General features: G+C 66.2%; 23 protein-coding genes and 1 pseudogene. 13 read left to right on the top strand and 11 right to left on the bottom strand.

Annotated elements, in window-relative coordinates; genetic code table 11:
* Positions 1 to 165: 165 nt before the first annotated feature.
* From CI805_RS13905 to CI805_RS13915, 3 genes are all read right to left on the bottom strand, one after another.
* Complete coding sequence (locus CI805_RS13905) at positions 166 to 1242, bottom strand: helix-turn-helix domain-containing protein (RefSeq protein ID WP_260924490.1); 1077 nt, start codon at positions 1240 to 1242, stop codon at positions 166 to 168.
* Positions 1243 to 1397: 155 nt separating this feature from the next.
* Positions 1398 to 3674 (bottom strand): phosphoenolpyruvate--protein phosphotransferase, encoded by a 2277-nt coding sequence (gene ptsP / locus CI805_RS13910; protein WP_260924492.1) that lies wholly within the window; start codon positions 3672 to 3674, stop codon positions 1398 to 1400.
* Positions 3675 to 3788: 114 nt separating this feature from the next.
* Positions 3789 to 3944, bottom strand: a complete 156-nt coding sequence (locus CI805_RS13915) for a YdcH family protein (RefSeq protein WP_260924493.1) — start codon at positions 3942 to 3944, stop codon at positions 3789 to 3791.
* A 252-nt stretch (positions 3945 to 4196) separates the two neighbouring features.
* Between CI805_RS13915 and CI805_RS13920 the strand changes: the two genes are divergently transcribed.
* The 6 genes from CI805_RS13920 to CI805_RS13945 all read left to right on the top strand — a co-directional run bounded on the left by CI805_RS13920 (position 4197) and on the right by CI805_RS13945 (position 10341).
* Positions 4197 to 4394, top strand: coding sequence for a YdcH family protein (locus tag CI805_RS13920; protein WP_260924495.1), 198 nt, complete (start codon positions 4197 to 4199; stop codon positions 4392 to 4394).
* A gap of 119 nt (positions 4395 to 4513) precedes the next feature.
* Complete coding sequence (locus CI805_RS13925) at positions 4514 to 5026, top strand: DUF1465 family protein (protein WP_260924497.1); 513 nt, start codon at positions 4514 to 4516, stop codon at positions 5024 to 5026.
* 176 nt (positions 5027 to 5202) lie between these two features.
* Entirely contained in the window at positions 5203 to 6093 is an 891-nt protein-coding gene (locus CI805_RS13930; RefSeq protein WP_260924499.1) for an MBL fold metallo-hydrolase, read from the top strand.
* A gap of 97 nt (positions 6094 to 6190) precedes the next feature.
* Entirely contained in the window at positions 6191 to 7177 is a 987-nt protein-coding gene (nadA, locus tag CI805_RS13935) for a quinolinate synthase NadA (RefSeq protein ID WP_260924501.1), read from the top strand.
* Positions 7178 to 7383: 206 nt separating this feature from the next.
* Positions 7384 to 9639 carry a prolyl oligopeptidase family serine peptidase gene (locus CI805_RS13940; RefSeq protein ID WP_409934903.1) on the top strand — a complete coding sequence of 752 codons (2256 nt, stop codon included), beginning with the start codon at positions 7384 to 7386 and terminating at the stop codon, positions 9637 to 9639.
* A gap of 129 nt (positions 9640 to 9768) precedes the next feature.
* A complete protein-coding gene (locus CI805_RS13945) occupies positions 9769 to 10341 on the top strand; it encodes a carboxymuconolactone decarboxylase family protein (RefSeq protein ID WP_260924503.1) in 573 nt (190 codons plus the stop codon).
* Positions 10342 to 10513: 172 nt separating this feature from the next.
* On the opposite strand, the gene CI805_RS20905 is transcribed toward CI805_RS13945, so the two are convergent.
* Positions 10514 to 11041 (bottom strand): DMT family transporter, encoded by a 528-nt coding sequence (locus tag CI805_RS20905; RefSeq protein WP_313958503.1) that lies wholly within the window; start codon positions 11039 to 11041, stop codon positions 10514 to 10516.
* Positions 11038 to 11436 carry a hypothetical protein gene (locus CI805_RS20910; RefSeq protein WP_313958504.1) on the bottom strand — a complete coding sequence of 133 codons (399 nt, stop codon included), beginning with the start codon at positions 11434 to 11436 and terminating at the stop codon, positions 11038 to 11040. Before CI805_RS20910 ends, CI805_RS20905 begins: the two co-directional genes overlap by 4 nt.
* Before the next feature lie 103 nt (positions 11437 to 11539).
* On the opposite strand from CI805_RS20910, the gene CI805_RS13955 reads away from it, so the two are divergent.
* From CI805_RS13955 to CI805_RS13985, 7 genes are all read left to right on the top strand, one after another.
* Complete coding sequence (locus CI805_RS13955) at positions 11540 to 12865, top strand: DUF2254 domain-containing protein (protein WP_260924505.1); 1326 nt, start codon at positions 11540 to 11542, stop codon at positions 12863 to 12865.
* Between the two features lie 327 nt (positions 12866 to 13192).
* Complete coding sequence (locus CI805_RS13960) at positions 13193 to 14119, top strand: SPFH domain-containing protein (protein WP_260924507.1); 927 nt, start codon at positions 13193 to 13195, stop codon at positions 14117 to 14119.
* A 20-nt stretch (positions 14120 to 14139) separates the two neighbouring features.
* Positions 14140 to 14340 (top strand): toxin-antitoxin system HicB family antitoxin, encoded by a 201-nt coding sequence (locus CI805_RS13965; RefSeq protein ID WP_260924509.1) that lies wholly within the window; start codon positions 14140 to 14142, stop codon positions 14338 to 14340.
* A gap of 6 nt (positions 14341 to 14346) precedes the next feature.
* Positions 14347 to 14874, top strand: coding sequence for a hypothetical protein (locus tag CI805_RS13970; protein WP_260924511.1), 528 nt, complete (start codon positions 14347 to 14349; stop codon positions 14872 to 14874).
* Between the two features lie 104 nt (positions 14875 to 14978).
* Positions 14979 to 15938 (top strand): right-handed parallel beta-helix repeat-containing protein, encoded by a 960-nt coding sequence (locus tag CI805_RS13975; protein WP_260924513.1) that lies wholly within the window; start codon positions 14979 to 14981, stop codon positions 15936 to 15938.
* Between the two features lie 55 nt (positions 15939 to 15993).
* A complete protein-coding gene (locus CI805_RS13980) occupies positions 15994 to 16353 on the top strand; it encodes a hypothetical protein (RefSeq protein ID WP_260924514.1) in 360 nt (119 codons plus the stop codon).
* Between the two features lie 69 nt (positions 16354 to 16422).
* Positions 16423 to 16722, top strand: coding sequence for a hypothetical protein (locus tag CI805_RS13985; RefSeq protein WP_260924516.1), 300 nt, complete (start codon positions 16423 to 16425; stop codon positions 16720 to 16722).
* On the opposite strand, the gene ribA is transcribed toward CI805_RS13985, so the two are convergent.
* The 6 genes and pseudogenes from ribA to CI805_RS14015 form a co-directional block, all read right to left on the bottom strand.
* Positions 16723 to 17781, bottom strand: a complete 1059-nt coding sequence (gene ribA, locus CI805_RS13990) for a GTP cyclohydrolase II (protein WP_260924518.1) — start codon at positions 17779 to 17781, stop codon at positions 16723 to 16725. It lies immediately after the preceding gene.
* A 20-nt stretch (positions 17782 to 17801) separates the two neighbouring features.
* Positions 17802 to 18589, bottom strand: a pseudogene (locus CI805_RS13995) (exodeoxyribonuclease III).
* Positions 18590 to 18932: 343 nt separating this feature from the next.
* Positions 18933 to 19589, bottom strand: coding sequence for a LolA family protein (locus tag CI805_RS14000; protein ID WP_260924520.1), 657 nt, complete (start codon positions 19587 to 19589; stop codon positions 18933 to 18935).
* A 41-nt stretch (positions 19590 to 19630) separates the two neighbouring features.
* Positions 19631 to 19798, bottom strand: coding sequence for a 50S ribosomal protein L33 (rpmG, locus tag CI805_RS14005; RefSeq protein ID WP_008831595.1), 168 nt, complete (start codon positions 19796 to 19798; stop codon positions 19631 to 19633).
* A gap of 149 nt (positions 19799 to 19947) precedes the next feature.
* A complete protein-coding gene (ppk2, locus tag CI805_RS14010; RefSeq protein WP_260924528.1) occupies positions 19948 to 20745 on the bottom strand; it encodes a polyphosphate kinase 2 in 798 nt (265 codons plus the stop codon).
* Positions 20746 to 20758: 13 nt separating this feature from the next.
* Positions 20759 to 21571, bottom strand: a complete 813-nt coding sequence (locus CI805_RS14015) for an undecaprenyl-diphosphate phosphatase (RefSeq protein WP_260924530.1) — start codon at positions 21569 to 21571, stop codon at positions 20759 to 20761.
* Between the last annotated feature and the right edge of the window lie 41 nt (positions 21572 to 21612).

Here is a 21612-nt window from a genome sequence, read left to right on the forward strand (position 1 = left end):
TTCTCCATCAATCTTTCGGGCTTCATCAGGCCGCCCTCCTATCCCGCTCCTGCCGGGGCGAAACGGAACCGGACCTGAATCGCCGCCCGTCACGACGCGGCGCTGCCGCCGTCAGGCATTCGTTCGACGTGCCTGCCCCAGACCGGCGCGCCTGTCGAGAGCGGGTCAGTCGGAAGAGGCGGGAATCGGCTGGACGACCGGCTGCGAGATCGTCGGGACCGCGCGCGGCTGGCCTGCGGAACCGGTATCATCGCCCGAAGGCAACAGGTTCACCGGGCCATGCGAGGTGCTGCGCGCCCGACGGGGCGCCGGTCGCGGGGCGGCACGCGGCGTAGCGGCAGAGGCCGAGGAGCTGGTGTTGGCAGGTGCTGCGCCTGTCTGTGTGGCGGGCACGGAAGCGGCGCCGGCAGGTGCCGTGCCGGCAGCAGGCGCGGGCTTGCCGTCGGCGCGGGCGATCAGGCTGGCGGGATCGAGCGCAATATTGCCCATCACGATCGACTGGTCCGCCAGCGGCGGCAATGTGCGATCACCCACGGTGATCTTCAGGCCATCGGCGCGGCCCACGCGCAGCACGGGCGCGCGCGCATCGGCAGGCACCGTCCAGCTGTCACCCGTGGTCATGACCTTCTGGATCAGCTGCTTGCCATCGGCATCGACCACCTTGATCCACACGCTGGGCTGCGTCGCGGTGATGACCACCGGGCCGGTCGGCGCTGCCTGCGGGGCAGCGGCAGCCTGCTGGGCAGGCCTGGGCGCAGGGGCCGCAGCGCTGGGCTGGTCCGAGATCAGATCGGGCAGCCTGGCCTCGGGCGAGAGGAAATTGCCCCAGAACGCCAGCAGCAGGCCGATGACGACGACGATCGCCAGCACGCCGATCCACGCCAGCGCCCGGCTGGGCACGCGCGCGGGATCGCCCGGCTCGAAGCTGGGCGGCGGAGGCGGCGCCTGACGCGAATGGGCAATTTCCAGCTGTTCGCGCACGCGGCGGGCAATGTCGCCCTCGTCCAGCTTGAGCGTGCGGGCATAGGCGCGCGCGAAGCCCACGGCATACGTCGGCGCGGCGAGATCGCCCAGCCGGTCTTCCTCGATGGCGGCGAGATGACGCTCGGCGATCTTGGTCTGCGCGGCGATATCGGCACGGGTCAGCCCCGCCGCCTCGCGCGCACGCGACAGGATGGCGCCGGCGGTCTCGTTGCCGCGTTCGGTCGGTGCGTTGTCGCCCAGGGTGTCCTCGTGTGCCATCCAGTTTCCGCAAGGGATTGTGTAAAGGGTATTTGCGATCCGCCTTTACCAAACTCCATGACCACACAAAGTCAATCATGGCCGTTCAAAGGCGAAGATTTTTCTGCACAGGCAGGCGACGAACCACGCCCGGAACGTGACGCAGTGCGCCCCGCTCAGTCGAGCGGAATGCCGCGCTCCTCTGCCCAGGCGGTGATCGTGGCGCGCATGTCTAGCGGCGGCGATGCCAGCCAGCCGTCCATCGCCGCCGCGATCTCGCCCATGTCGACATGGCTGATCAGGTCCTTGATCGGGCCGACCGAGGCCGGGGTGATCGACAGACGCCGGATACCCAGCCCCATCAGCGCCAGCGCCTCCAGACGGCGCCCGCCCATCTCGCCGCACACGCCGATATCCACGCTGTGTCCGTCGAGCGAGCGCACGACGCGGCGGATGAAGCGCAGGATCGCCGGGCTCAGCCAGTCGTAGCGCTCCGCCAGCTTGGGATGCGCGCGATCGGCTGCGAACAGGAACTGGGTGAGATCATTCGTGCCCAGTGACAGGAAGCTGATCTTGGGCGCCAGCAGGTCGAGCTGCTCGGCCAGCGCGGGCACTTCCAGCATCACGCCATAGCGGATCGCTTCGGGCAGCAGCTTCTTCTGGCGACGCAGGAAGGCCAGCTGCCCCTCGAACACCGCCTTGGCCGCATCGAACTCCCACGGCTCGGCGACCAGCGGGAACATGACGTGCAGCACCCGGCCCGCCGCCGCATCGAGCAGCGCGCGCGCCTGCACCTTGAGCAGCCCGTCGCGTTCGAGCGCGACGCGCAGCGCGCGCCAGCCCATCGCCGGGTTCTCCTCGTGCTCGGCATCCTCGTTGCGCAGATAGGGCAGCGTCTTGTCGCCGCCGATATCGACGGTGCGGAACATCACCGGCTTGCTGCCCGCCGCCTCCATCACGTCGCGATAGAGCCGCGTCTGGCGTTCGCGGGCGGGGAGCGTGGCGGACACCAGGAACTGGAACTCGGTGCGGAACAGACCGATGCCGTCCGCCCCGGTCGACGACAGGTTCGCCATGTCGTCGCGAAGCCCCGCATTCATCATCACGGTGACGCGCTGGCCATCGCGCGTGACCGGGTGAACGTCGCGCATGGCGGCATAGACCGCCTGCCGCTCACGGCTCTTGGCGAAACGCTCCTCGAAAGCGTCGATCACGCCCTGCTGCGGGCGCACCATCACCGTCGCGTGATCGGCATCGAGCAGCAGCGGATCGCCGTCGCGCACCTTGGCGCGCAGGCTGCGCACGCGGCCCAGCACCGGAATGCCCATCGCCCGCGCCACGATCACGACATGGCTGGTGAGCGAGCCTTCCTCAAGGATCACGCCCTTCAGCCGTCGCCGATCGTATTCGAGCAGTTCGGCAGGCCCCAGATTGCGCGCGATCAGGATGGCATCGTGGCGCAGCCCCATCGAGGCTGCCGTGTGCATCTGACCCGAGACGATGCGCAGCAGGCGGTTGGAGAGATCCTCCAGATCATGCATGCGATCAGCCAGCAGCGGATCGTCGATCTGGCGCATGCGCATGCGGGTGCGCTGCTGCACGCGCTCGATCGCGGCCTCCGCCGTCAGCCCGGAATCGATCGCCTCGTTGATACGGCGGGTCCAGCCCTCGTCGTAGGCGAACATACGATAGGTTTCGAGCACTTCCTCATGCTCGCCGCCCACGCCGAACTCGGCCTGGCTGGACATCCGGTCGATCTGTTCGCGCATGCGATCGAACGCCAGGATCACGCGCTGGCGCTCGGCCTCGGTATCCTCGGCAACAATATGCTCGATGTGGACGCGCGGCTGGTGGTACACCGCCTGCCCCGCCGCCAGCCCCTTGACCAGCGTGAGGCCGCGCAGCTGGTCCGGCCCGGTCTGCGTGGCGTTGAACGCGGCAACGTCAACCTCGTCGATCAGGTCGGCATTGGTGATCAGCTCGGCCAGCACCATGGCGACCGTCTGCAAGGCCTCGATCTCGACCTCTTCGTAACGGCGCGGCTCGACATGCTGGACGCACAGCACGCCCACCGCGCGCTCACGCCGGACGATAGGCACCCCGGCGAAGGAGTGGAACTTGTCCTCTCCGGTTTCCGGGCGATAGGAAAAGTCGGGATGGGCCGCCGCTTCGGCGAGGTTCAGCGTCTCGGTATGATCGGCGATGCTGCCGACCAGCCCCTCGCCCACCGCCATGCGGGTGACGTGGACCGCCTCCTGCGCCAGACCGCGCGTGGCGAAGAGTTCGAGCATACCTTCGCGCAGAAGGTAGATCGAACAGACCTCGGAATGGAGGGACTCCCCGATCACCTCCACGACCGTGTTCAGCTTCGCCTGCGCATTGCTGCGCGAAGCCATCACCTCGTGAAGGCTGATGAGGATATTTCGTGCTGCTTCGACGGCTCCGCTGCTCATGCCTTGAAGGACTACCCCAAAGGATCGGCTTTGGGAACGCAGCGGAGCCATCTAATGCGTCGGAAATTCGAATTTTATCGCTGAATTTCCAAGTCGGTGTTCACGCGAAGCGATTTAGGCCCGCGCGATCTCCTCCTTGAGCCTGAGCTTACGCTTCTTCAGCGCCTGGATTACCCCGTTGTCCGGCATGGGTCGGATCATCTCTTCATGGATCTGCCGATCAAGACCGGCATGCTTGGTGTGAAGAGCGGCGACATGCGAACTATCCATGGACGGTTCTCCTCTTTTTACTGGCGCAGCCGCAACCAGCCTGAAAGCCAGGCGCGATCGAGGGGCCCGGATTGGCGACTCGTCATACAGGATGCGGCGCAAAGATGATGGAACCACAATCGCGGCATCTTGCGAAGGGGGTGAATGATTCATATCGGTGAGCGGAAGGGCTGCCGCGTCGGACAGGATTCGCCAGCCAGATCGTTCCACCACGTCCGGGGCCGCCGTGAAGGCCCATCAGGAGACCCCGCCGTGACCGAAGAGGAAATGCGCAAGCGCCTGGAAATCCTGCGAACCGACCACCGCGATCTCGACGCGGCGATCGACGCGCTGGAGCGTGCCGGAGGCGGCGACCAGATGCAGATCGCGCGTCTCAAGAAGCGAAAATTGCGCCTGAAAGACCAGATTTCGCAGATCGCGGATTACCTGATTCCCGATATCATCGCGTAAGCTGGCCTGTCCCTTGGGTGCGTTGCGGTCGTCCGGTTTTCGGACAGCCTGCAAGAATGCCTCGATTTCGGCGCCACCCCCGATTGCAGCGATGCGCGCGATCGGAAATAGAGTGGCGCATGACGGCACCGCTCACGTTCAACCTGCGCATCATCGAAGGGCTCTATGCCGAGGCGCTGATTCTGTCCGATGACGTGCGCCGCGCCTTTGCAGGCCCCGCCCAAAGGCAACCAACATGGCTGCAACGCTTTGCATCCGGGCGGGACACCCAGAACCGGGACGAGCGCAGCCGCATGGCCCTCTCCACAGAGGGCCTGCGCACCACCACGCGGATGATGCATGCCGTGGCCTGGCTGCTCAACCACCGCGCCTTCCTCAGCGGAGAGATGAGCGCGTTCCAGCTGCGCCGCTGCGGACAGTTGCCGCCGGAGAAGACCGAAACTCTGCCTGGAGAGGGGTCTGAGGAAGACGCCCCGGACCTCCCCGTATCCATAACCGCGCTGGTCGAACGCACCCGCCGCTTCCATCGACGGATCGCGCGCCTCGATCAGGAGTGGCAACGCGGCGCCGCGCCGCGCCCGGACCTGCTGGAGCACCTCACCGCCCGGCTGGAGGCGCAGCACGCGGGCTGACCTGCCCCCTCCTGTCTGCTTCGGAGCCGCCGCCCCGCCATCGGGAGTGCGCCCGAGTTCACGGCTGCCCGACTCGCCCCTCCCCCAACTCGGCAGCTCCGACTCCACCGCCCGCCCCGACCAGCCCACAACGGCCCCACTCGACACTGGCGCCCGCGCCGCCCATATCGCCGGTCATGGAGCTTCCCGCCGATATTCCGCGCCCCTACGAACTGGCCGAGACCGTCGCCCCGCGCGTGCGCCGGGTGCTGGCGCGCAATCCTTCGCCTTTCACGTTCACCGGCACGCAGACCTACCTTGTCGGCGACGGCCCGGACGTGGCGGTGATCGACCCCGGCCCGGACGAGCCCGCCCACCTTACCGCGCTGGTCGAGGCCATCGCGGGCGCAAAGGTGGTCGCGATCCTGTGTACTCACACCCATCGTGACCACTCGCCCGCCGCCGCGCCGCTTTCGGCCATGACCGGCGCACCGATCATCGGCTGTGCGCCGCTGACTCTCGACGATGACGGCCCGCGCGCCGATGCCGCCTTCGATGCCGACTATCGCCCCGACCGCGTGCTGGCCGATGGCGAAAGCGTCAGCGGCACCGGCTGGACGCTCATCGCCGTGGCGACGCCGGGACACACGTCCAACCACTTGTGCTTCGCGCTGGACGACAGCGGCGTGGTGTTCACCGGCGATCACGTGATGGGCTGGTCCACCAGCGTCGTCTCGCCCCCCGATGGCGACATGACCGCCTATCTCGAAAGTCTCCAGAAGCTCTACGAGCGCGAGGGCGACACGATCTACCTGCCCGCGCACGGCCCCGCCGTCGAGAAACCGCGCCAGCTGGTGCGCGGCATGATCGGCCACCGCCGCCAGCGCGAACGCCAGATCCTGCGCCAGATCGAGGCCGGGCGCCACCTTATCGCCGACATGGTGCCGCACATGTACAAGGGCGTGGACCAGCGCCTGTGGCCCGCCGCCGGACGCTCGGTGCTGGCGCATCTGATCGACCTCGAACGCCGTGGGTTCGTTGTTCGCAGTGCCGCGCACGGCACCGATGAAAGCTGGATCGCCGTTTAACCCGCTTTTTTCCGCTTGGGAACGCCGCCTCTCCCGCCTAGATAGCCCGCCATTCAGCCGGCGCCATGACCGGACCCTAGCGACCAGAGGACACACCATGACCCTGATGCCCGCCGACCTCTCCGGCCTCGACCTGCGCGCCGAGATCGAGCGCCTGCGCAAGGAGCGCAACGCCGTCATCCTCGCGCACTATTACCAGCGCCCCGAGCTTCAGGATCTGGCCGATTTCGTGGGCGACAGCCTGGAACTCAGCCGCAAGGCCGCCGAGACCGACGCCGAGGTCATCGCCTTTTGCGGCGTGAAGTTCATGGCCGAGGTCGCCAAGATCCTCAGCCCCGAAAAGACCGTGATCCTGCCCGACATGGCCGCCGGATGCAGCCTTGAGGACTCGTGCCCGCCCGAGAAGTTCAAGGCCTTCCGTGAGGCGCATCCCGATCACATCGCGCTGACCTACATCAACTGCTCGACCGAGGTGAAGGCGCTCTCGGACGTGATCGTCACCAGCTCGTCCGCCGAGACGATCCTGGCGCAGATCCCGCGCGACCAGAAGATCATCTTCGGCCCCGACCGCCATCTGGGCGGCTACCTGAACCGCAAGTTCGACCGCGAGATGCTGCTGTGGCCGGGCGTGTGCATCGTCCACGAGGCCTTCAGCGAGACCGAACTGCTCAAGCTGCGCGGCCAGCACCCCAACGCGCCCATCGCCGCGCACCCGGAATGCCCGCCGCACATCGTCGATCATGCGGACTATGTCGGCTCAACCAGCGGCATCCTGCAATATGCCAAGACGATGACCGGCGACACGCTGATCGTCGCCACCGAGCCGCACATCATCCACCAGATGCAGGCCGCGCTGCCGAACAAGACCTTCATCGGCGCGCCGGGGGCCGACGGCAACTGCAACTGCAACATCTGCCCGTACATGGCGCTCAACACCATGGAGAAGCTCTACCTCTCGCTGCGCGACCTCACCCCGCGAATCGAGATCGAGGAAACGCTGCGCCTCGGCGCCAAGAAGAGCCTCGATGCGATGCTGGAAATGGCCAACGGCACCATCGGCAAGGGCGATCTGGGATCGCGCTGACGCTTTTCGAATTTTGCTGACGCAGCGCAGCAATATTCACTTTTGCACGCGGAACTGTACCGTTACGGGAACACATGAGCATCCCGTAACGCGAGACAAACGCTGGCAAAAATCCGGCGTGTGGAATTTGCAATCGCATGCATGAAATTCGCATGATTCTTCGCACCTGCGGGACTGGAAATCCGCGAAAAAGAGGACTAGCTGGCGTGCATCCCAATTCTACGAGCAAGGTCACACAATGTCCGCAATTCGTAACACCTCGATCGCCCGCAAGGCTCCTGTGGCAGTGGCTATCGCCTTCGCCCCGCTCCTTATCGCTGCACTCCCGCTCGTCCGCGCGTTCGGATAAGCCTTTTCGCGGCCGCAAGACGCTGCTCGCAGCAGCTGTCGCGGCCGCGCCGCTTCTCATAGCGGCAACCCCGGCCACCCCAGCCGATCCCTATCTCTGGCTCGAAGACATCCACGGCGCGCGCGCCCTTGCGCAAGTCGCCGGCTGGAATGCCGAAACCGAGAAGACGCTGCGGGCCGTTCCCGGCTTCGAAAGCGATCATTCGCGCGCGCTCGCGATCCTTCAGGACGAGAGCCAGATCGCCGAACCCGATCAGGTCATGGGCGATACCGTCACCAACCTGTGGCGTGACAAGGCGCACCCGCGCGGCCTGTGGCGCGAAGCCTCCCTCTCCTCGTTCCGCACCGGCAAGCCGGTCTGGCGCACGCTGATCGACGTCGACGCGCTGGGCAAGGCCGAGGGCAAGAGCTGGGTCTGGCACGGCGCCAACTGCCTCGCCCCCGATTACAGCCGCTGCCTGATCTCGCTCAGCCCCGGCGGCAGCGACGCCGATGTCGTGCGCGAATGGGACCGCACGACCGGCCAGTTCGTGTCCGGCGGCTTCACCCTGCCCGAGGCCAAGAGCCAGGTCGCCTGGGAAGATCGCGACACCCTGCTGGTCGCCACCGACTTCGGCCCCGGATCGACCACCACCAGCGGCTATGCGCGTATCCTCAAGCGCTGGAAGCGCGGCACGCCGCTGTCCTCCGCCACCGTCATCAAGGAAGCCGCGCCCACGCAGATGGGCATCGGCGCCCATGCGGTGATGGACGGCGACACGCGCCGCATGATCGTGACGCTCAACAAGAGCTTCTACACCAACCAATCGTGGATCGAGGCGCCGAACGGCAGCCTGATCGCGCTGCCGCTGCCCGAATCGGCAGACCTTTCGGGCGTGGTCGACGGCAAGCTGATCGCACAGCTCAACCAACCGCTGGGCGACGTGCCCGCAGGCTCGCTGGTCAGCTGGTCCATCGCCGATGTGCTGGCAGGCAAGCCGGGCGCCGCCAAGCGCGTGTTCGTGCCCAGCAAGACGCAGGCGATCGAAAGCGTCGCCACCTCCGACCATGCGCTGTGGATCAAGCTGCTCGACAACGTTTCGGGCCGCCTGCTCGAACTGACGCCGCGCGGCGCGCCGGATGAGAGCGTGTGGTCGGTGACGACGGTCGCCCTGCCCGACAAGGCGACCGTGACGCTTGATGCCACCGGCGATGCGCAGGACGCCGCCTTCGTCACCGTACAGTCGTTCCTGCTGCCGCCCACGCTCTATGCCGTCGATGCCACCGGTACGCCGACGGCGGTGCAGTCGCTGCCTGCCAAGTTCGATGCCTCGCAGTTCACGATGAGCCAGCACTTCGCGACCTCGAAGGACGGCACGAAAGTTCCGTACTTCCTCGCGATCAAAAAGGGCGTGACCGGGCCGGTGCCCGCGCTGATCCACGCCTATGGCGGCTTCCGCCTGCCGCAGACGCCGACCTACCTCACCACCGAGCCCTATCGCGCCGGGCCGCTGGCGATGTTCTGGACCGAGGAAGGCAATGCCTATGTCCTTGCCAACATTCGCGGCGGCGGCGAGTACGGCCCCGGCTGGCACGACGCGGCGCTGCGCGAAAAGCGCCAGAACGCCTATGACGATCTCTATGCCGTCGCGCAGGATCTGGTCTCGCGCGGGATTTCGGCGAAGGGGAAGATCGCGGTCTCCGGGCGCTCGAACGGTGGTCTGATGGCAGGCGTGGCGCTGACCGAGCGGCCCGACCTGTTCGGCGCGGCGATCGTCGGCTCGCCCCTGCTCGACATGAAGCGCTATTCGCACATGCTGGCGGGCGCCTCGTGGATGGCCGAGTACGGTAATCCCGATGTTCCGGCGGACTGGGCGTTCATCTCCAGGTATTCGCCCTATCAGAACGTGCGCAAGGGCGTGCACTATCCCCCGGCGTTCTTCTATTCCTCGACCGAGGACGACCGCGTGCATCCCGGCCATGCCCGCAAGATGGCGGCCAAGCTCAAGGCCTATGGCAACACGGTCTACTTCCACGAATACCGCGAGGGCGGCCACTCGGTGGGCGCGGACCCGGCCGAGGACGCGGTGCGCGCGGCGCTGCTCCATGCGTACCTGAAGAAGACGCTGATGTGATGATCGGGGGCAGCGCGCGATTCACGCAAGGCGCTCAATCGTCCTTGCGTGAAAAACGCGCTGCACTGCGGCATCCCTGATGCCCGTTCAGGCGTTGCGGGGCTGGATTACTCCCAAGGAGCCAGCCCCATGCGTCTTCCCATACTCGATCACACCACTCTGCAGGGCGACCAGAAAGCCCTCTACGAGGACATGAAGTCCGGCATCGAGAAGAATTTCAAAGGCTTCACCGCCATCGACGAGAAGGCCGATCTGGTCGGGCCATGGAACCCCTGGCTCTCGTTCCCCAAGTTCGGCGGCCCGGTGTGGAATCTGGTCAAGGCGCTGGCCGACAATCCCCAACTGCCCAAGACCGTGCGCGAGATCGCGATCCTCGTCACCGGCACCTATTTCCATTCCGACTACGAGCTTTACGCGCATATCCACGTCGCCGAGGATCGCGGGCTGTCGGAAGACACCATCCGCACCATCGTCAGCGGCAATCGCCCGCACGACCTCCCGCGCGAAGAGGCGATGGCCTACGACTTCGCCTCGATCCTCGTCGAAGGCGGGGTGATACCCGAAATCCTCTATCGCGGCATGGTGGAGACCTTCGGGCAGGACGGCACGGCCGAATTCATCTACCTCGTCGGGCTCTACTGCATGGTCTCGACCACGCTGAACGGCTTCAACGTGCCCGTGCCGCAGGACGGCGACGCGTAACTTTGCTGTCATGCCGGCAACAGCATGACAGATACGGCACCGGCCCGCTCCCGTCCTGAAGATCAAGAATATGTCCGGGAGACATATTCGCTGAGGGGGCCGGCCTCCCACAGTGTATCCTTGATGGGAGGCCGGGTGGGGGAGCGGGCCGGTGCCGCAAACAAAAAGACGCCTACTTCCCGTCGCCCGCCTTGGCCATCGCCAGGGCGGCGGCGAGGAGGACCATGCCTGCCACGTCCGCCACGCCCAGCGTCTCGCCGAAGGCCAGCCAGCCGACCAGCGCGGCGATCGCGGGCTGGGCCAGCAGGGCCATGCCGATCACCAACGACGAGAAGTGCCGCAGCGAATAGATCAGCAGCCCCTGCCCGACCAGCTGGCTGCTCACCGCCAGCGCGATCAACGGCGTCCAGTCGTGCGGCACGATGACCTCGCCCATCGCCAGCGCGATGGCGAGCGCGACCGGCGCGCTGGCCGTGGTCGAGACCAGCAGCAGCGGCACCGGCGCCATTCTGGAGCGCACGGCGCCGAGCAGGATGATGTATCCGGCATAGAACACCCCTGCGAGCACGCAGATCACATCGCCCAGCAGGTATTCGCTGCTCACTTCCAGCGAACTGCCCATCAGCAGCCCGGCCCCGGTCAACGCGGCAAGGATCGCCGCCAGTTCCAGCCCGCGCGGCGCGCGGCGAGCCGCGATCATCCCCAGACCATCACCAGCAGACTGCCCGAATTGCCAAACAGCGAAGCATTGCCGACCTTGGTATGCTTGATGCCGATATGCCAGGCGGCCAGATCCGCGGCGAAGAACACACCCGCCGCCGCGACCAGCAGCAAAGTGGACCGGCTCGCCCTCCGGGCACTCGCAGGCAGGCGCAAGGTCGCGATCAGCAGCACCGGCAGCGCCAGCGTCAGCCGCCAGAACGCCGCCGCCACCGGCCCGGTATCCGCCAGCCGCACCAACCACGCCCCCAACGCCAGCGCGACGTTCGCCGCCAGCAGTGCGCCCAGATGCAGCGGCGTCCAGCTGCGCACGGGGACATGCCCGGTCAGATCCGGTGCGGCTGATTCGAAAGACTTGGGCGGGGTTACGGTCATGCCGCATCTGCTAGCCGCAGCCCTTCGCACGCGCACCACAAATCGTTCCGGAACCCTTTGTGCGCTTGTGAGCTTTAGCCGCGACCGGAGGTTCCTTGTTCCCATGATTGCCAGCCTGCGCTCCAACTGGTTCGCCATCCGTGCGAGCTACTGGTTCTACCCTGCCCTGTTCGCGATCGCCGCACTCGTACTGGCGCAAGTGCTGGTCCATGCCGACCGCGTGGGCGCCGCCGAGTGGATCAGCCGCACTCCGTGGCTCACCCCCGCGCGCCCCGATGGCGCCTCGAACATGCTGAGCGTTCTGGCCAGCGCGATGATCGGCATCGCCTCCACGGTGTTCTCGATCACCATCGCCGCCGTCGCCTATGTCAGCGGAACCTATGGCCCGCGCCTGCTGACCAACTTCATGGAAGATCGCGGCAACCAGCTCTCGCTGGCGACCTTCGTGGGGACCTTCGTCTATGCCATCTGCGTGCTGCGCGCGGTGCGGGCAGAGGACGAACAGGCCCCCAGCATGGCCGATGCCGCCGCCACCCACCTGCCCGGCTTCGTGCCGCAGCTGTCGCTGCTCGTCGGCTTCGCCCTGATGATCGTGGCGGTAGGCGTGCTGGTCTATTTCCTCCACCATGTGCCCTCCAGCATCCGCATCAATACCGTGCTGGAGAACATCGGCGAGCGGCTGATGCGCGAGATCGCCGCGCGGTTTCCCCACGAAGGCGCGATGGAGCCGCAGCCGCTCGTGCCGCGCCGGGGCCTTGCCGTGCGTGCGAAGACCGCAGGCTACATCCGCCTGATCGAGCTGGGCGCGCTGGCCGACATCGCCGGGCGCAAGGGCCTACACGTGCAGGTGCGCCAGCGCGTGGGCGATTTCGTCCATCCCGGCATTCCGCTGCTGGAAGTGGAAGGCCATGATCTAGACGAGCAGACCGCGCTCCAGATGCGCGGGTGCTTTGCCTTCGGCGGCGCCCGCACGCCCGAACAGGATCTGGAATTCTCGATCGACGAACTGGTGGAGATCGCCCTGCGTGCGCTTTCCCCGGCGGTCAACGATCCCTTCACCGCGATCACCGCCACGCACTGGCTCAGCGCGACCACGGCGGAATTCGGCCGCCGGAACCTGCGCATCGAGGAATGGCACAACGAGGACGGCAATTGCCCGGTCGAGCTGCCACCTGCCGATTTCGCGCATTTCCTCGAACGCGGCTTCATCGCCGCACGCACCTCGTTCGCCAGCACCCGGCAGACCGCGCTGGTCGCCATGGAAAGCCTTGCCGGGGTCGCCCAGCAGGTCGCGGGCGCCGAACGCCGGGCGCGGGTGATCGCCGAGATCGAGATGCTCGCCAGTCAGGCCATTGAGACGCTGCCCGGCTTCGATGCCGCCGACGTGCGCCGCTGCCGCGAGGAGATTCGCGCAAGGTTGTGTCGCTGACGGGAAATGAAGGCGCCGGCGCTATCCCAAGGGGGGGGAGGGAGGGATAGACGCCGGCGCTCAAGGTCCAGGCCGCCATGGTGCAGGTCGCAGAGGGGGGAGGGAAGAGACCTGCGACGCCCTGGTCCTCAACATCTGTCCGAAAAATCAGGACGATGCTCAACGTGGAAACAGCGATCACACGGAGCAGCGTTCACTTCCGGACGGAAGGACTGCGCGCCCCCTACAATCGATTCCCTTGCAACGCAACCCTTCGCAAACGCGAAATGATTGACGATGCACGCGAGAGTGATATTAATATGATATCATAATTAGGGGGCAAACGTGATGTCTGATTCGCATCTTCCCATGAACGCCAGCAAAGAGCGCGGCACCTGGTCTACCAGTGGCTATGCCGCGCTGCTGGCCATGCTGGCTCTGGTCGTCCTCGTCGCGGCGATGGTCGTCTATATCGCGCAAGCCCAGCCGACGGCCGGCGCGGTGCTCGGCTTTCTGGCCGTGGTGATCCCCTGCGGGCTGGCTACGGTATTCCTCGCGGCCGGGTTCTACATGGTGCAGCCCAATCAGGCCGCATCGCTGACGCTGTTCGGCAGCTATCAGGGGACGGACCGCACCACCGGCCTGCGCTGGACCTGGCCGTGGCTGAGCAAGACCAAGGTTTCGGTCCGCGCGAACAACATCGTCTCGGAAAAGCTCAAGGTGAACGACCTGCGCGGCAATCCGATCGAAATCGCCACCAATGTCGTGTGGCGCGTGGCCGATACCGCGCAGGCACTCTATGATGTGGACGATTACAAGGCCTTCGTCGATGTGCAGGTGGAAGCCGCCGTGCGCTCGATCGGCGCGCGCTACCCTTACGACGATGGCCCCTATAACGATGGCGAGACGGTCGAGATCACCCTGCGCGGCAGCCACGAGGACGTGAACCGCGAGTTGCGCGCCGAACTGATCGACCGCCTGCGCGTGGCGGGCATCACGGTGGACGAATGCGGCCTCACCCACCTCGCCTATGCGCCGGAGATCGCAGGCGCCATGCTGCGCCGCCAGCAGGCCGAAGCGGTGATCGGCGCGCGGCGCAAGCTGGTGGAGGGCGCGGTCTCGATGGTCGAGATGGCGCTCCAGCAACTCTCCGAAAAGCAGGTGGTCGAACTCGACGACGAGCGCCGCGCGGCAATGGTCTCGAACCTGATGGTCGTGCTGTGCGGCGAGCGCGAGACGCAGCCGGTGGTCAACGCCGGATCGCTGTACCAGTAAGTCGGCCGAGCCCTGTATTCATGTCGACCAAGAAAGCCTTCGCCCTGCGTCTCGATCCCGCGCTGCACGCCGCGATCGAGCGCAGCGCGGCGGGCGACATGCGCTCGGTCAATGCCCAGCTCGAAGTGCTGCTGCGCGAGGCGCTGACCCGTCGCGGCATAAAGGTCCCGGTCAGCGAGGCGCCCCGCCGCGGACGCCCACCCCGCGAGGAAGAGGAGTGAGGACGCATGGCAGCAACGCGCACGGGGCACAGCCGTCAGCCCTTTCGTTCTGGCACCCTTGTCCTCGGCGCGGTCTATCTTGGCGCCGTGGCCGCTCTCTGCGCACTGGCTGGCGCGCGCAACGCATTCGTCGGCGCCCACTTCTGGGCGCTCTTCACGACCCTGCACGCCATTTTCGGCCTGGCTCTCAACGCCTTGCGAAAGCCTCGACACAGTCATGACTCCATACCTGCCGAGAACAGGAGAAAGATGATGCATGATGGAACAACGCCCACCACCTCGCATGATGGCGCGTGGTTTGCACCCAAGCGCTTCGGATACGGCTCGGGCCTGCCGATCGCGTGGCAGGGGTGGCTGACTTATGGGCTGTACTTCGCGCTGGTGTTCGCGCTGGGTTTCTGGGGCCCATACGGAGGCGAGAACGCGCGCCTTGGTTCGCTGGTGCTGATCCTGCTGACGACCGGCCTGCTGATCGTGGTGTGCGCAAAGAAGACGCGCGGCGGCTGGAAATGGCGCTCGGGCAAGCCGGACTGACCGCCATCGCCGGGCAGGCCCCCGCGATTTTACGACCTGCCCCTGTTTGAGACTGATACCATTTGCGATTTGCGGGCTTTCCGGCGCGATGCGATACAGTCCCCATGCGTATCCCCCTGCCCCCCCGTGCTTCAGGCCTACTCGTCCTGATCCCCGTCGCTCTGGTCTCGACCGCCTCGGTCGCGCAGCAGGCACAGGCAGCCTACACCGTGGTCGAAAGCGGGCGCAGCTATGCGCGGTTGCAGGACGCGGTGGACGCCATCGGTGATGGGCGCGGCACGATCCGCTTCGCCTCGATGCGCTTTGCCGACTGCGCGGTGCAGACCAAGGGTGACGTCACCTACCGCGCCGCCGTTCCCGGCCAGTCGGTGCTCGACGGCGTGCCGTGCGAGGGCAAGGCGGCGCTGGTGCTGCGCGGGCGCAGTGCCCGGATTGAGGGGCTCGTCTTCGCCGATATCCGCGTGCCCGATCACAACGGCGCGGGCGTGCGCCTCGAAAGCGGCAACCTCACCGTCTCGCAAAGCTGGTTCCGCGATTCCGAACAGGGCGTGCTGAGCGCCGACGATCCGCAAGGTTCGATCACGATCGACAAGTCCACCTTCACGCGCCTTGGCACCTGCGAGGGTTCGGGCGGCTGCGCGCACGGGCTCTATATCGGCAATTACGGCTCGCTCACCGTCACCCGCAGCCGCTTCGAGGCGGGCACCGGCGGCCACTATTTCAAAAGCCGCGCCGCCCGCGTCACCATCGAGAACTGCAGCTTCGACGATTCGCAAGGCAAGGGCACGAATTACATGATCGACCTGCCCGAAGGCGCCACCGGACGCATTGCGGATAACTGGTTCGTGCAGGGGCGCGACAAGGAGAACTACTCCGCCTTCATCGCCGTTGCGGCGGAGCACCACACCCACAGCGCCGATGGCCTGACCATCGTCGACAACAACGCGCGCTTTGCCCCCGGCATCGACCGCCGCAGCGCTTTCGTGGCCGACTGGTCGGGTGATGCGCTGAAGATCGGCGCGAACACGCTGGGGCCGGGCCTCGTCCGCTTCGAGAAGCGCTGACGGCCTGAAGGACTGATGCTTGCGAGGTGACGCTGCAGCGCCTACCTCACAAAGCATGATCCGCCTGTTTTCCCTGCTGACCCATGCCCGGATCGGGCTGCTGATCGTGCTGGCCACGATCGGGCTGCAGGCAGCCATGCCGATGCAGGCGCCGCTGGAGCGGGTTCAGGGCCCGGCCTTTTCGGTCAGCACGATCGACGTCGCACTCGTCTCGCTGCGCAGGACCATGGCGCAAGCACCGCAAGCCGCGCCGCTGCCGCAACCGGCGGTCCTGCTGCTAGCGCTACTGGTGCCTGTCGCGCTCGCATCGCTGGCGATCACTCCTGCCCCGCGCCTGCGCCCGCAATCGCGCGCACCGCCACCGCGCATTCACCCCGCACGCCTGCCCGACAGCACCGCACCGCCGCTGCCCTGAACTGCCTTTCTGCCACGCCGCACCGCTTCCGGTTCGGCTGTGCCCACACGCATTTCAGGATTAGTCTACATGAACACCCAGACTTCCGGCGCGCTCGCCGCCGACGAACGCGGCCGCGTGGCCGCCCTGCTCGCGCGCTATCCGGCGCTGACGTCCGACGAACTGGCCGATGTAACCCACTGGTTCAAGCGCGCCGCAACGCCGCTCGATGTCGGCACGCTGGCGTCGGATACCACCATTGCCGAGCAGTACCGCCGCTATCGCGCCGAACATCTCGACCGCTTCGGTACGGCGGACATGGTGAAGGCGGCGATCTTCGTCGCGATTGCCCTCGCCGTCGCGGCGGTAATCGTGATGCGCATGCCCTAGTTAGAGGATATGCCCGGTCCGGTCCCGCTTGGTATCGAGATAGCGGGCGTTGTGCGGGTTGGGCGGGAGCCGGTGCGGCACCCGCTCGACCACGTTTACACCCACACCTTGAAGCGCCTCGACCTTGGCCGGGTTGTTCGTCATCAGCCGGATGCGCGAGACGCCCAACAGATCGAGCATGCGCGCCGCCACCGGAAAATCGCGCGCCTCGGTCGGCAGGCCAAGGCGGTTGTTGGCATCGACCGTGTCGAAGCCCTGATCCTGCAACTGATAGGCGCGCAGCTTGTTGACGAGGCCGATTCCCCGCCCTTCTTGCCGCAGGTACAGCAGCACGCCCCAGCCGCCCCTCTCTGCTTCCTGCGCCATCGCATGGAGCGCGGCATCGAGCTGCGGTCCGCAGTCGCACTTCAGGCTGCCGAGGATGTCGCCTGTCAGGCATTCGGAGTGCAGGCGCACCAGCGGCGCGCGGTCCGCATTCTGCTCGCCGATCACCAGCGCGACATGTTCGCGCAGATCGTCGAGCGCCCGGAACGCCACGATCTCGGCATTCTCCGTCGCCACCACCGGCAGCCGCGCGCGCGAGGCGACGGCAAGATGCGCGGTGTTCTTCCACGCCGCCAGATCCTCGACGCTCACCGTCTGCGCCATCGGGGCAGGCTCGGGCGACACAAGAAAGGCCGGAAGGATGCCTGCCAGCCGCGCCAGTTCCATCGCGGCGCGCACGCCTTCGGCCCCGCCCGGCACATCGCCCAGCGGCTCGGCCACGAATGGCCCGCGCATCGGGTAGGACAGATCGAGCGCCGGATCGGCCAAGGTCTGCGCCATGGCCAGGTCGAAACCCTCAGCCCCGCGGATCAGCACCGGCGCTTCCGGCACGGCTGCCTCGCGCTGGTTGGCGAGCTTGAGCGTCACCGCCCGCGCCGCCGAGATCAACATGCGCGGCGCGGCGGCACCCGGCGCAAAGCCGGTCTCGGCGGGGAGCAGCACCGGGCCTTCACCTACCCGGATCGCCCAGCCATGGCGCAGCGCGTCGATGGCGAGCGCAACCCGGCGGGTCATCTCAACCGACACTTCCACACTCAGAGCGCGAACTCCGTGATCAGCGGGATATGGTCGCTCGGCTGCTCCCAGCGGCGGGTATCCTCGACGAAGTGGTGCCCGGTCGCCTGCGCGGCGAGCTCGGGCGAGGCCCACATGTGATCGAGGCGGCGGCCCTGATCCTTCTGGCGCCAGTAGCTGCGATAGGACCACCAGGAATAGTTGCGCTCCGGCGCCGGGATGAACTTGCGGCCCAGATCCACCCAGTCGTGCGAATCACGGAATCTGCCCAGCATCTCGACCTCCAGCGGCGTGTGGCTGACGACTTTCAGCAGCGCCTTGTGATCGTAGACGTCCGATTCGAGCGGCGCGATGTTGAAATCGCCGACGATCAGCGTCGGGCGGTCGATCTTCTCGCCCCAGCGGGTCATGCGCTCCAGAAAGTCCAGCTTCTGGCCGAACTTGGGATTCACCTCGCGGTCGGCCACATCGCCGCCGGCGGGATATAGACGTTTTCGAGGATCGTCCCCTGCCCCGCGCCCAGCAGTTCCACGCCGACGTGGCGCGCCTCGCCATTGTCCTGCCAGTCATGACGGCTGAAATCGCGGAACGGGATGCGGCTGACCGTGGCAACGCCGTGATAGCCCTTCTGCCCGTGGATCGCGCGGTGGGTATAGCCCAGCCGCTCGAACATCTCGTGCGGGAACAGCGGCTCGGCGACCTTGATCTCCTGCAGGCACAGCACATCGGGCGCATGTTCGGTCAGGAAACGCTCGACCTGATCGAGGCGCAGGCGGACGGAATTGATGTTCCAGGTGGCGATCTTCATGCGCGCTGCCTTAGAGCGTTTTCCAATCAGGTGGAAACACCTGATGGCTCGGAAAATGCGACGAACCAGATGCCTGATGCCCCCGCGCCAAGGACGCAGCGTCGAAATCGCCCACGAAAAAACCCTCGACCCGGGGGCAGGGGTCGAGGGTTCGTTCAAGCGTTCGTCACGCTATATCAAAACGGCCCTTAAAGGAGGCGCGGGCAACAGGGGGGAAACCCGCCTCGGACCGTTCTGACAAAGCCCTTTTAGGATGGACCGCCTGTCTCTTGGGTGAACGAGACGCTTAATCGTGTCGCGATTTGTCGTTTATCCCGAACCGGGCGCGACAAACCGCCCGCGATCAGCGATGCCCCGCCTTCACGCGCGGGTCGTTCCACTTGAAGGCATTGGACGGAATCGCGACGCCATAGCGCTGGTTGGTCAGGCGAATCGTGGTGCGCTGGTTCTGCGCGTCGAGCGCGACCCAGTAGCTCAGTTCCAGTCCGCCGGGCGCCGAGGCGTCCTTGGTGAAGATCAGCGTGATCACGCCATATTCGGGATGCGACGAATCGCGCACTTCCACGCTGATGACGTTGGGATTGCCGGTCGGGCGAATCACCCCCAGCTTCGAGACATCGCGCTTGGGATCGAGGATCGCGCCCAGCGGGCTGTTGCCGATCGGCCAGCGCGAGACCTGATTGACGTCATAGTCGATGAGCGTCAGCGCCTTGCCGTCGCCCACGATCAGCATGTGCACCGAAGGCTCGTACTGGAAGCGGATGCGCCCCGGTCGCTGGAGCGTGAGCTTGCCGGTCACGACACTGCCGTTGCGGTCAGACTGGGCGAAGTCTGCGGTCATCGTGGTGATGCCGCGAAGCGCGGCCACGACCTGCTGCATTTGCGCAGCGGACGAATCAGCCGCCAGAGCCGGGCTCGAAATCGAGACGGCAGGAACGGAAAGCGCGGCCAGAACGGCCGCGCCAACACAGGATCGAAAGGTCTTACGATATCGGTTCATGGCATCCCTTTTGGTTCAGGGCCTTGAACCGACCGTGAACCTTACTTGATCTTCGCTTCCTTGAACTCGACGTGCTTGCGCACGACGGGATCGTACTTCTTGAAGCTGAACTTCTCGGTGGTGTTCCGGGGGTTCTTCTTGGTGACGTAGAAAAAGCCGGTGTCGGCGGTCGACACCAGACGGATCTTGACGGTTGCGGGCTTCGCCATGGCGCTATCCTGTACTCTCTATAGCCGCCTGCCCGGTCTGTTGGCCGGCGTCCTGTCCGAATGAAACACATCGGGCGCCGCGACGCGCCGCCCTTGAAGGTCCGGCCCATTGCGCGATGGAGGCTGGAAAGTCAACCCGCAGCGCCGCTTCAACCGCATGGAAACGGCTTGAGCGGGGGCAGAACCGTATATTCCTCGTGGCTAGGCGGGGCATCGAGTGGCGGCATGTCCAGCGCGGGCGGCTCCACATGCGTTTCCGGCAGCCGATCGAGCAGATCGCGAATCAGGGTGAGTCGGCCAAGGCGCTGGTCGTTGAAGTCCACCAGCGTCCACGGCGCCTGCTTTGTATGCGTGGCTTTCAGCATCGCATCGCGCGCCTGCGTATAGGCCTCGTACTTCTCGCGCGCGGCAAGATCGACCGGCGAGAGCTTCCAGCGCTTGAGCGGATCTTCCAGCCGCTCGTGCAGGCGCTCTTCCTGTTTTTCCTGATCGCAGCCGAGCCAGTACTTGAACAGCAGGATGCCATCCTCGACCAGCATCTTCTCGAATTTGGGCACCTGATGCAGGAACGCCTCGACCTGCGATTCGGTGGCATAGCCCATGACGCGCTCGACACCGGCGCGGTTGTACCAGCTGCGGTCGAACAGCACGATCTCGCCCGCCGTGGGCAGATGCTCGACATAGCGCTGGAAATACCACTGCCCCTGCTCGCGCTCGCTGGGCGCAGAGAGCGCGACGGTGCGGCACTGGCGGGGATTGAGCTGACCGCCGACGGCCTTGATCGCGCCGCCCTTGCCCGCGGTATCGCGCCCCTCGAACAGGACGACGATGCGCGCGCCCGAGGCTTTCGCCCAGCGCGCCATCGCCACCAGTTCCAGTTCGAGACTTTCGAGCGCCGCCTCATAGGCTTTGCGCTTCAGCTTCTTGTGGTCATGGCCCTTGGACATGACCGGGAGGCTATCAGGCGTGGCCGAGCAGGTACAGCGCCAGCGCGCCGACGACGATGCGATACCAGGCGAACGGCCCGAAGCCCGAACGGCTGACGAAGGCCATGAACGCCTTGATCACCACCAGCGCGACAATGAAGGCGACGACGAAGCCGATGCCGATCAGCCCCCAGCCGACCGCGCCGGTGCCCGCCATCAGATCGTGGCGTGCGCCCCACAGCTCCAGCGTGGTCGCGCCGATCATCGTGGGGACAGCGAGGAAGAAGCTGAACTCGGCAGCGGTGCGGCGCTCCACGCCCATCGCCAGCGCGCCCATGATCGTCGCGCCCGAGCGGCTGACGCCGGGCACCATGGCAAGGCACTGGGCGAGGCCAACGCCGAGGCACTTGACCACCGGCAGTTCGGCAACGCCCGTCAGCGGTCCCTGCTTGGCGACCTTCTCGACGCCGAGAATGGCGATACCGCCGATGATCAGCGCCCAGGCGACCACCACCGGCGCATCCAGCAGCGCCTCGATATAGTGCTTGAGCAGCAGCCCCAGCACCGCAGACGGCAGGAAAGCGATCAGCACGTTGCGGGTGAACCGCACCGAGACGGGCTTGAGCTTCAGCAGCCCTGCCCCGACCGCCCAGAAGGTGCGCCAGAACTGGACGATCACCGCCAGGATCGCGCCCAGCTGGATGACGATGTTGAAGGTCGCCCATTGCGCCGCGTCGTAGCCGAACAGGCGGGTGGCAAGGATGAGGTGCCCGGTCGAGGAGACGGGCAGGAACTCGGTGAGGCCCTCGACGATGCCGAGGAGAATTGCGGTGAAGGTCAGGGTCATCGGCCGCAGGTCATGCCGCACGCAGGCCCCAAGTCAAGCCA

The organism is Novosphingobium sp. 9 (assembly GCF_025340265.1).
Taxonomy (GTDB): domain Bacteria; phylum Pseudomonadota; class Alphaproteobacteria; order Sphingomonadales; family Sphingomonadaceae; genus Novosphingobium.

Coding starts and splice junctions, on each gene's coding strand:
- CI805_RS13905 (WP_260924490.1), bottom strand. CDS start 1,242: ATGGCACACGAGGACACCCTGGGCGACAACGCACCGACCGAACGCGGC.
- ptsP (WP_260924492.1), bottom strand. CDS start 3,674: ATGAGCAGCGGAGCCGTCGAAGCAGCACGAAATATCCTCATCAGCCTT.
- CI805_RS13915 (WP_260924493.1), bottom strand. CDS start 3,944: ATGGATAGTTCGCATGTCGCCGCTCTTCACACCAAGCATGCCGGTCTT.
- CI805_RS13925 (WP_260924497.1), top strand. CDS start 4,514: ATGACGGCACCGCTCACGTTCAACCTGCGCATCATCGAAGGGCTCTAT.
- CI805_RS13930 (WP_260924499.1), top strand. CDS start 5,203: ATGGAGCTTCCCGCCGATATTCCGCGCCCCTACGAACTGGCCGAGACC.
- nadA (WP_260924501.1), top strand. CDS start 6,191: ATGACCCTGATGCCCGCCGACCTCTCCGGCCTCGACCTGCGCGCCGAG.
- CI805_RS13945 (WP_260924503.1), top strand. CDS start 9,769: ATGCGTCTTCCCATACTCGATCACACCACTCTGCAGGGCGACCAGAAA.
- CI805_RS20905 (WP_313958503.1), bottom strand. CDS start 11,041: ATGATCGCGGCTCGCCGCGCGCCGCGCGGGCTGGAACTGGCGGCGATC.
- CI805_RS20910 (WP_313958504.1), bottom strand. CDS start 11,436: ATGACCGTAACCCCGCCCAAGTCTTTCGAATCAGCCGCACCGGATCTG.
- CI805_RS13955 (WP_260924505.1), top strand. CDS start 11,540: ATGATTGCCAGCCTGCGCTCCAACTGGTTCGCCATCCGTGCGAGCTAC.
- CI805_RS13960 (WP_260924507.1), top strand. CDS start 13,193: ATGTCTGATTCGCATCTTCCCATGAACGCCAGCAAAGAGCGCGGCACC.
- CI805_RS13965 (WP_260924509.1), top strand. CDS start 14,140: ATGTCGACCAAGAAAGCCTTCGCCCTGCGTCTCGATCCCGCGCTGCAC.
- CI805_RS13970 (WP_260924511.1), top strand. CDS start 14,347: ATGGCAGCAACGCGCACGGGGCACAGCCGTCAGCCCTTTCGTTCTGGC.
- CI805_RS13975 (WP_260924513.1), top strand. CDS start 14,979: ATGCGTATCCCCCTGCCCCCCCGTGCTTCAGGCCTACTCGTCCTGATC.
- CI805_RS13980 (WP_260924514.1), top strand. CDS start 15,994: ATGATCCGCCTGTTTTCCCTGCTGACCCATGCCCGGATCGGGCTGCTG.
- CI805_RS13985 (WP_260924516.1), top strand. CDS start 16,423: ATGAACACCCAGACTTCCGGCGCGCTCGCCGCCGACGAACGCGGCCGC.
- ribA (WP_260924518.1), bottom strand. CDS start 17,781: ATGACCCGCCGGGTTGCGCTCGCCATCGACGCGCTGCGCCATGGCTGG.
- CI805_RS14000 (WP_260924520.1), bottom strand. CDS start 19,589: ATGAACCGATATCGTAAGACCTTTCGATCCTGTGTTGGCGCGGCCGTT.
- rpmG (WP_008831595.1), bottom strand. CDS start 19,798: ATGGCGAAGCCCGCAACCGTCAAGATCCGTCTGGTGTCGACCGCCGAC.
- ppk2 (WP_260924528.1), bottom strand. CDS start 20,745: ATGTCCAAGGGCCATGACCACAAGAAGCTGAAGCGCAAAGCCTATGAG.
- CI805_RS14015 (WP_260924530.1), bottom strand. CDS start 21,571: ATGACCCTGACCTTCACCGCAATTCTCCTCGGCATCGTCGAGGGCCTC.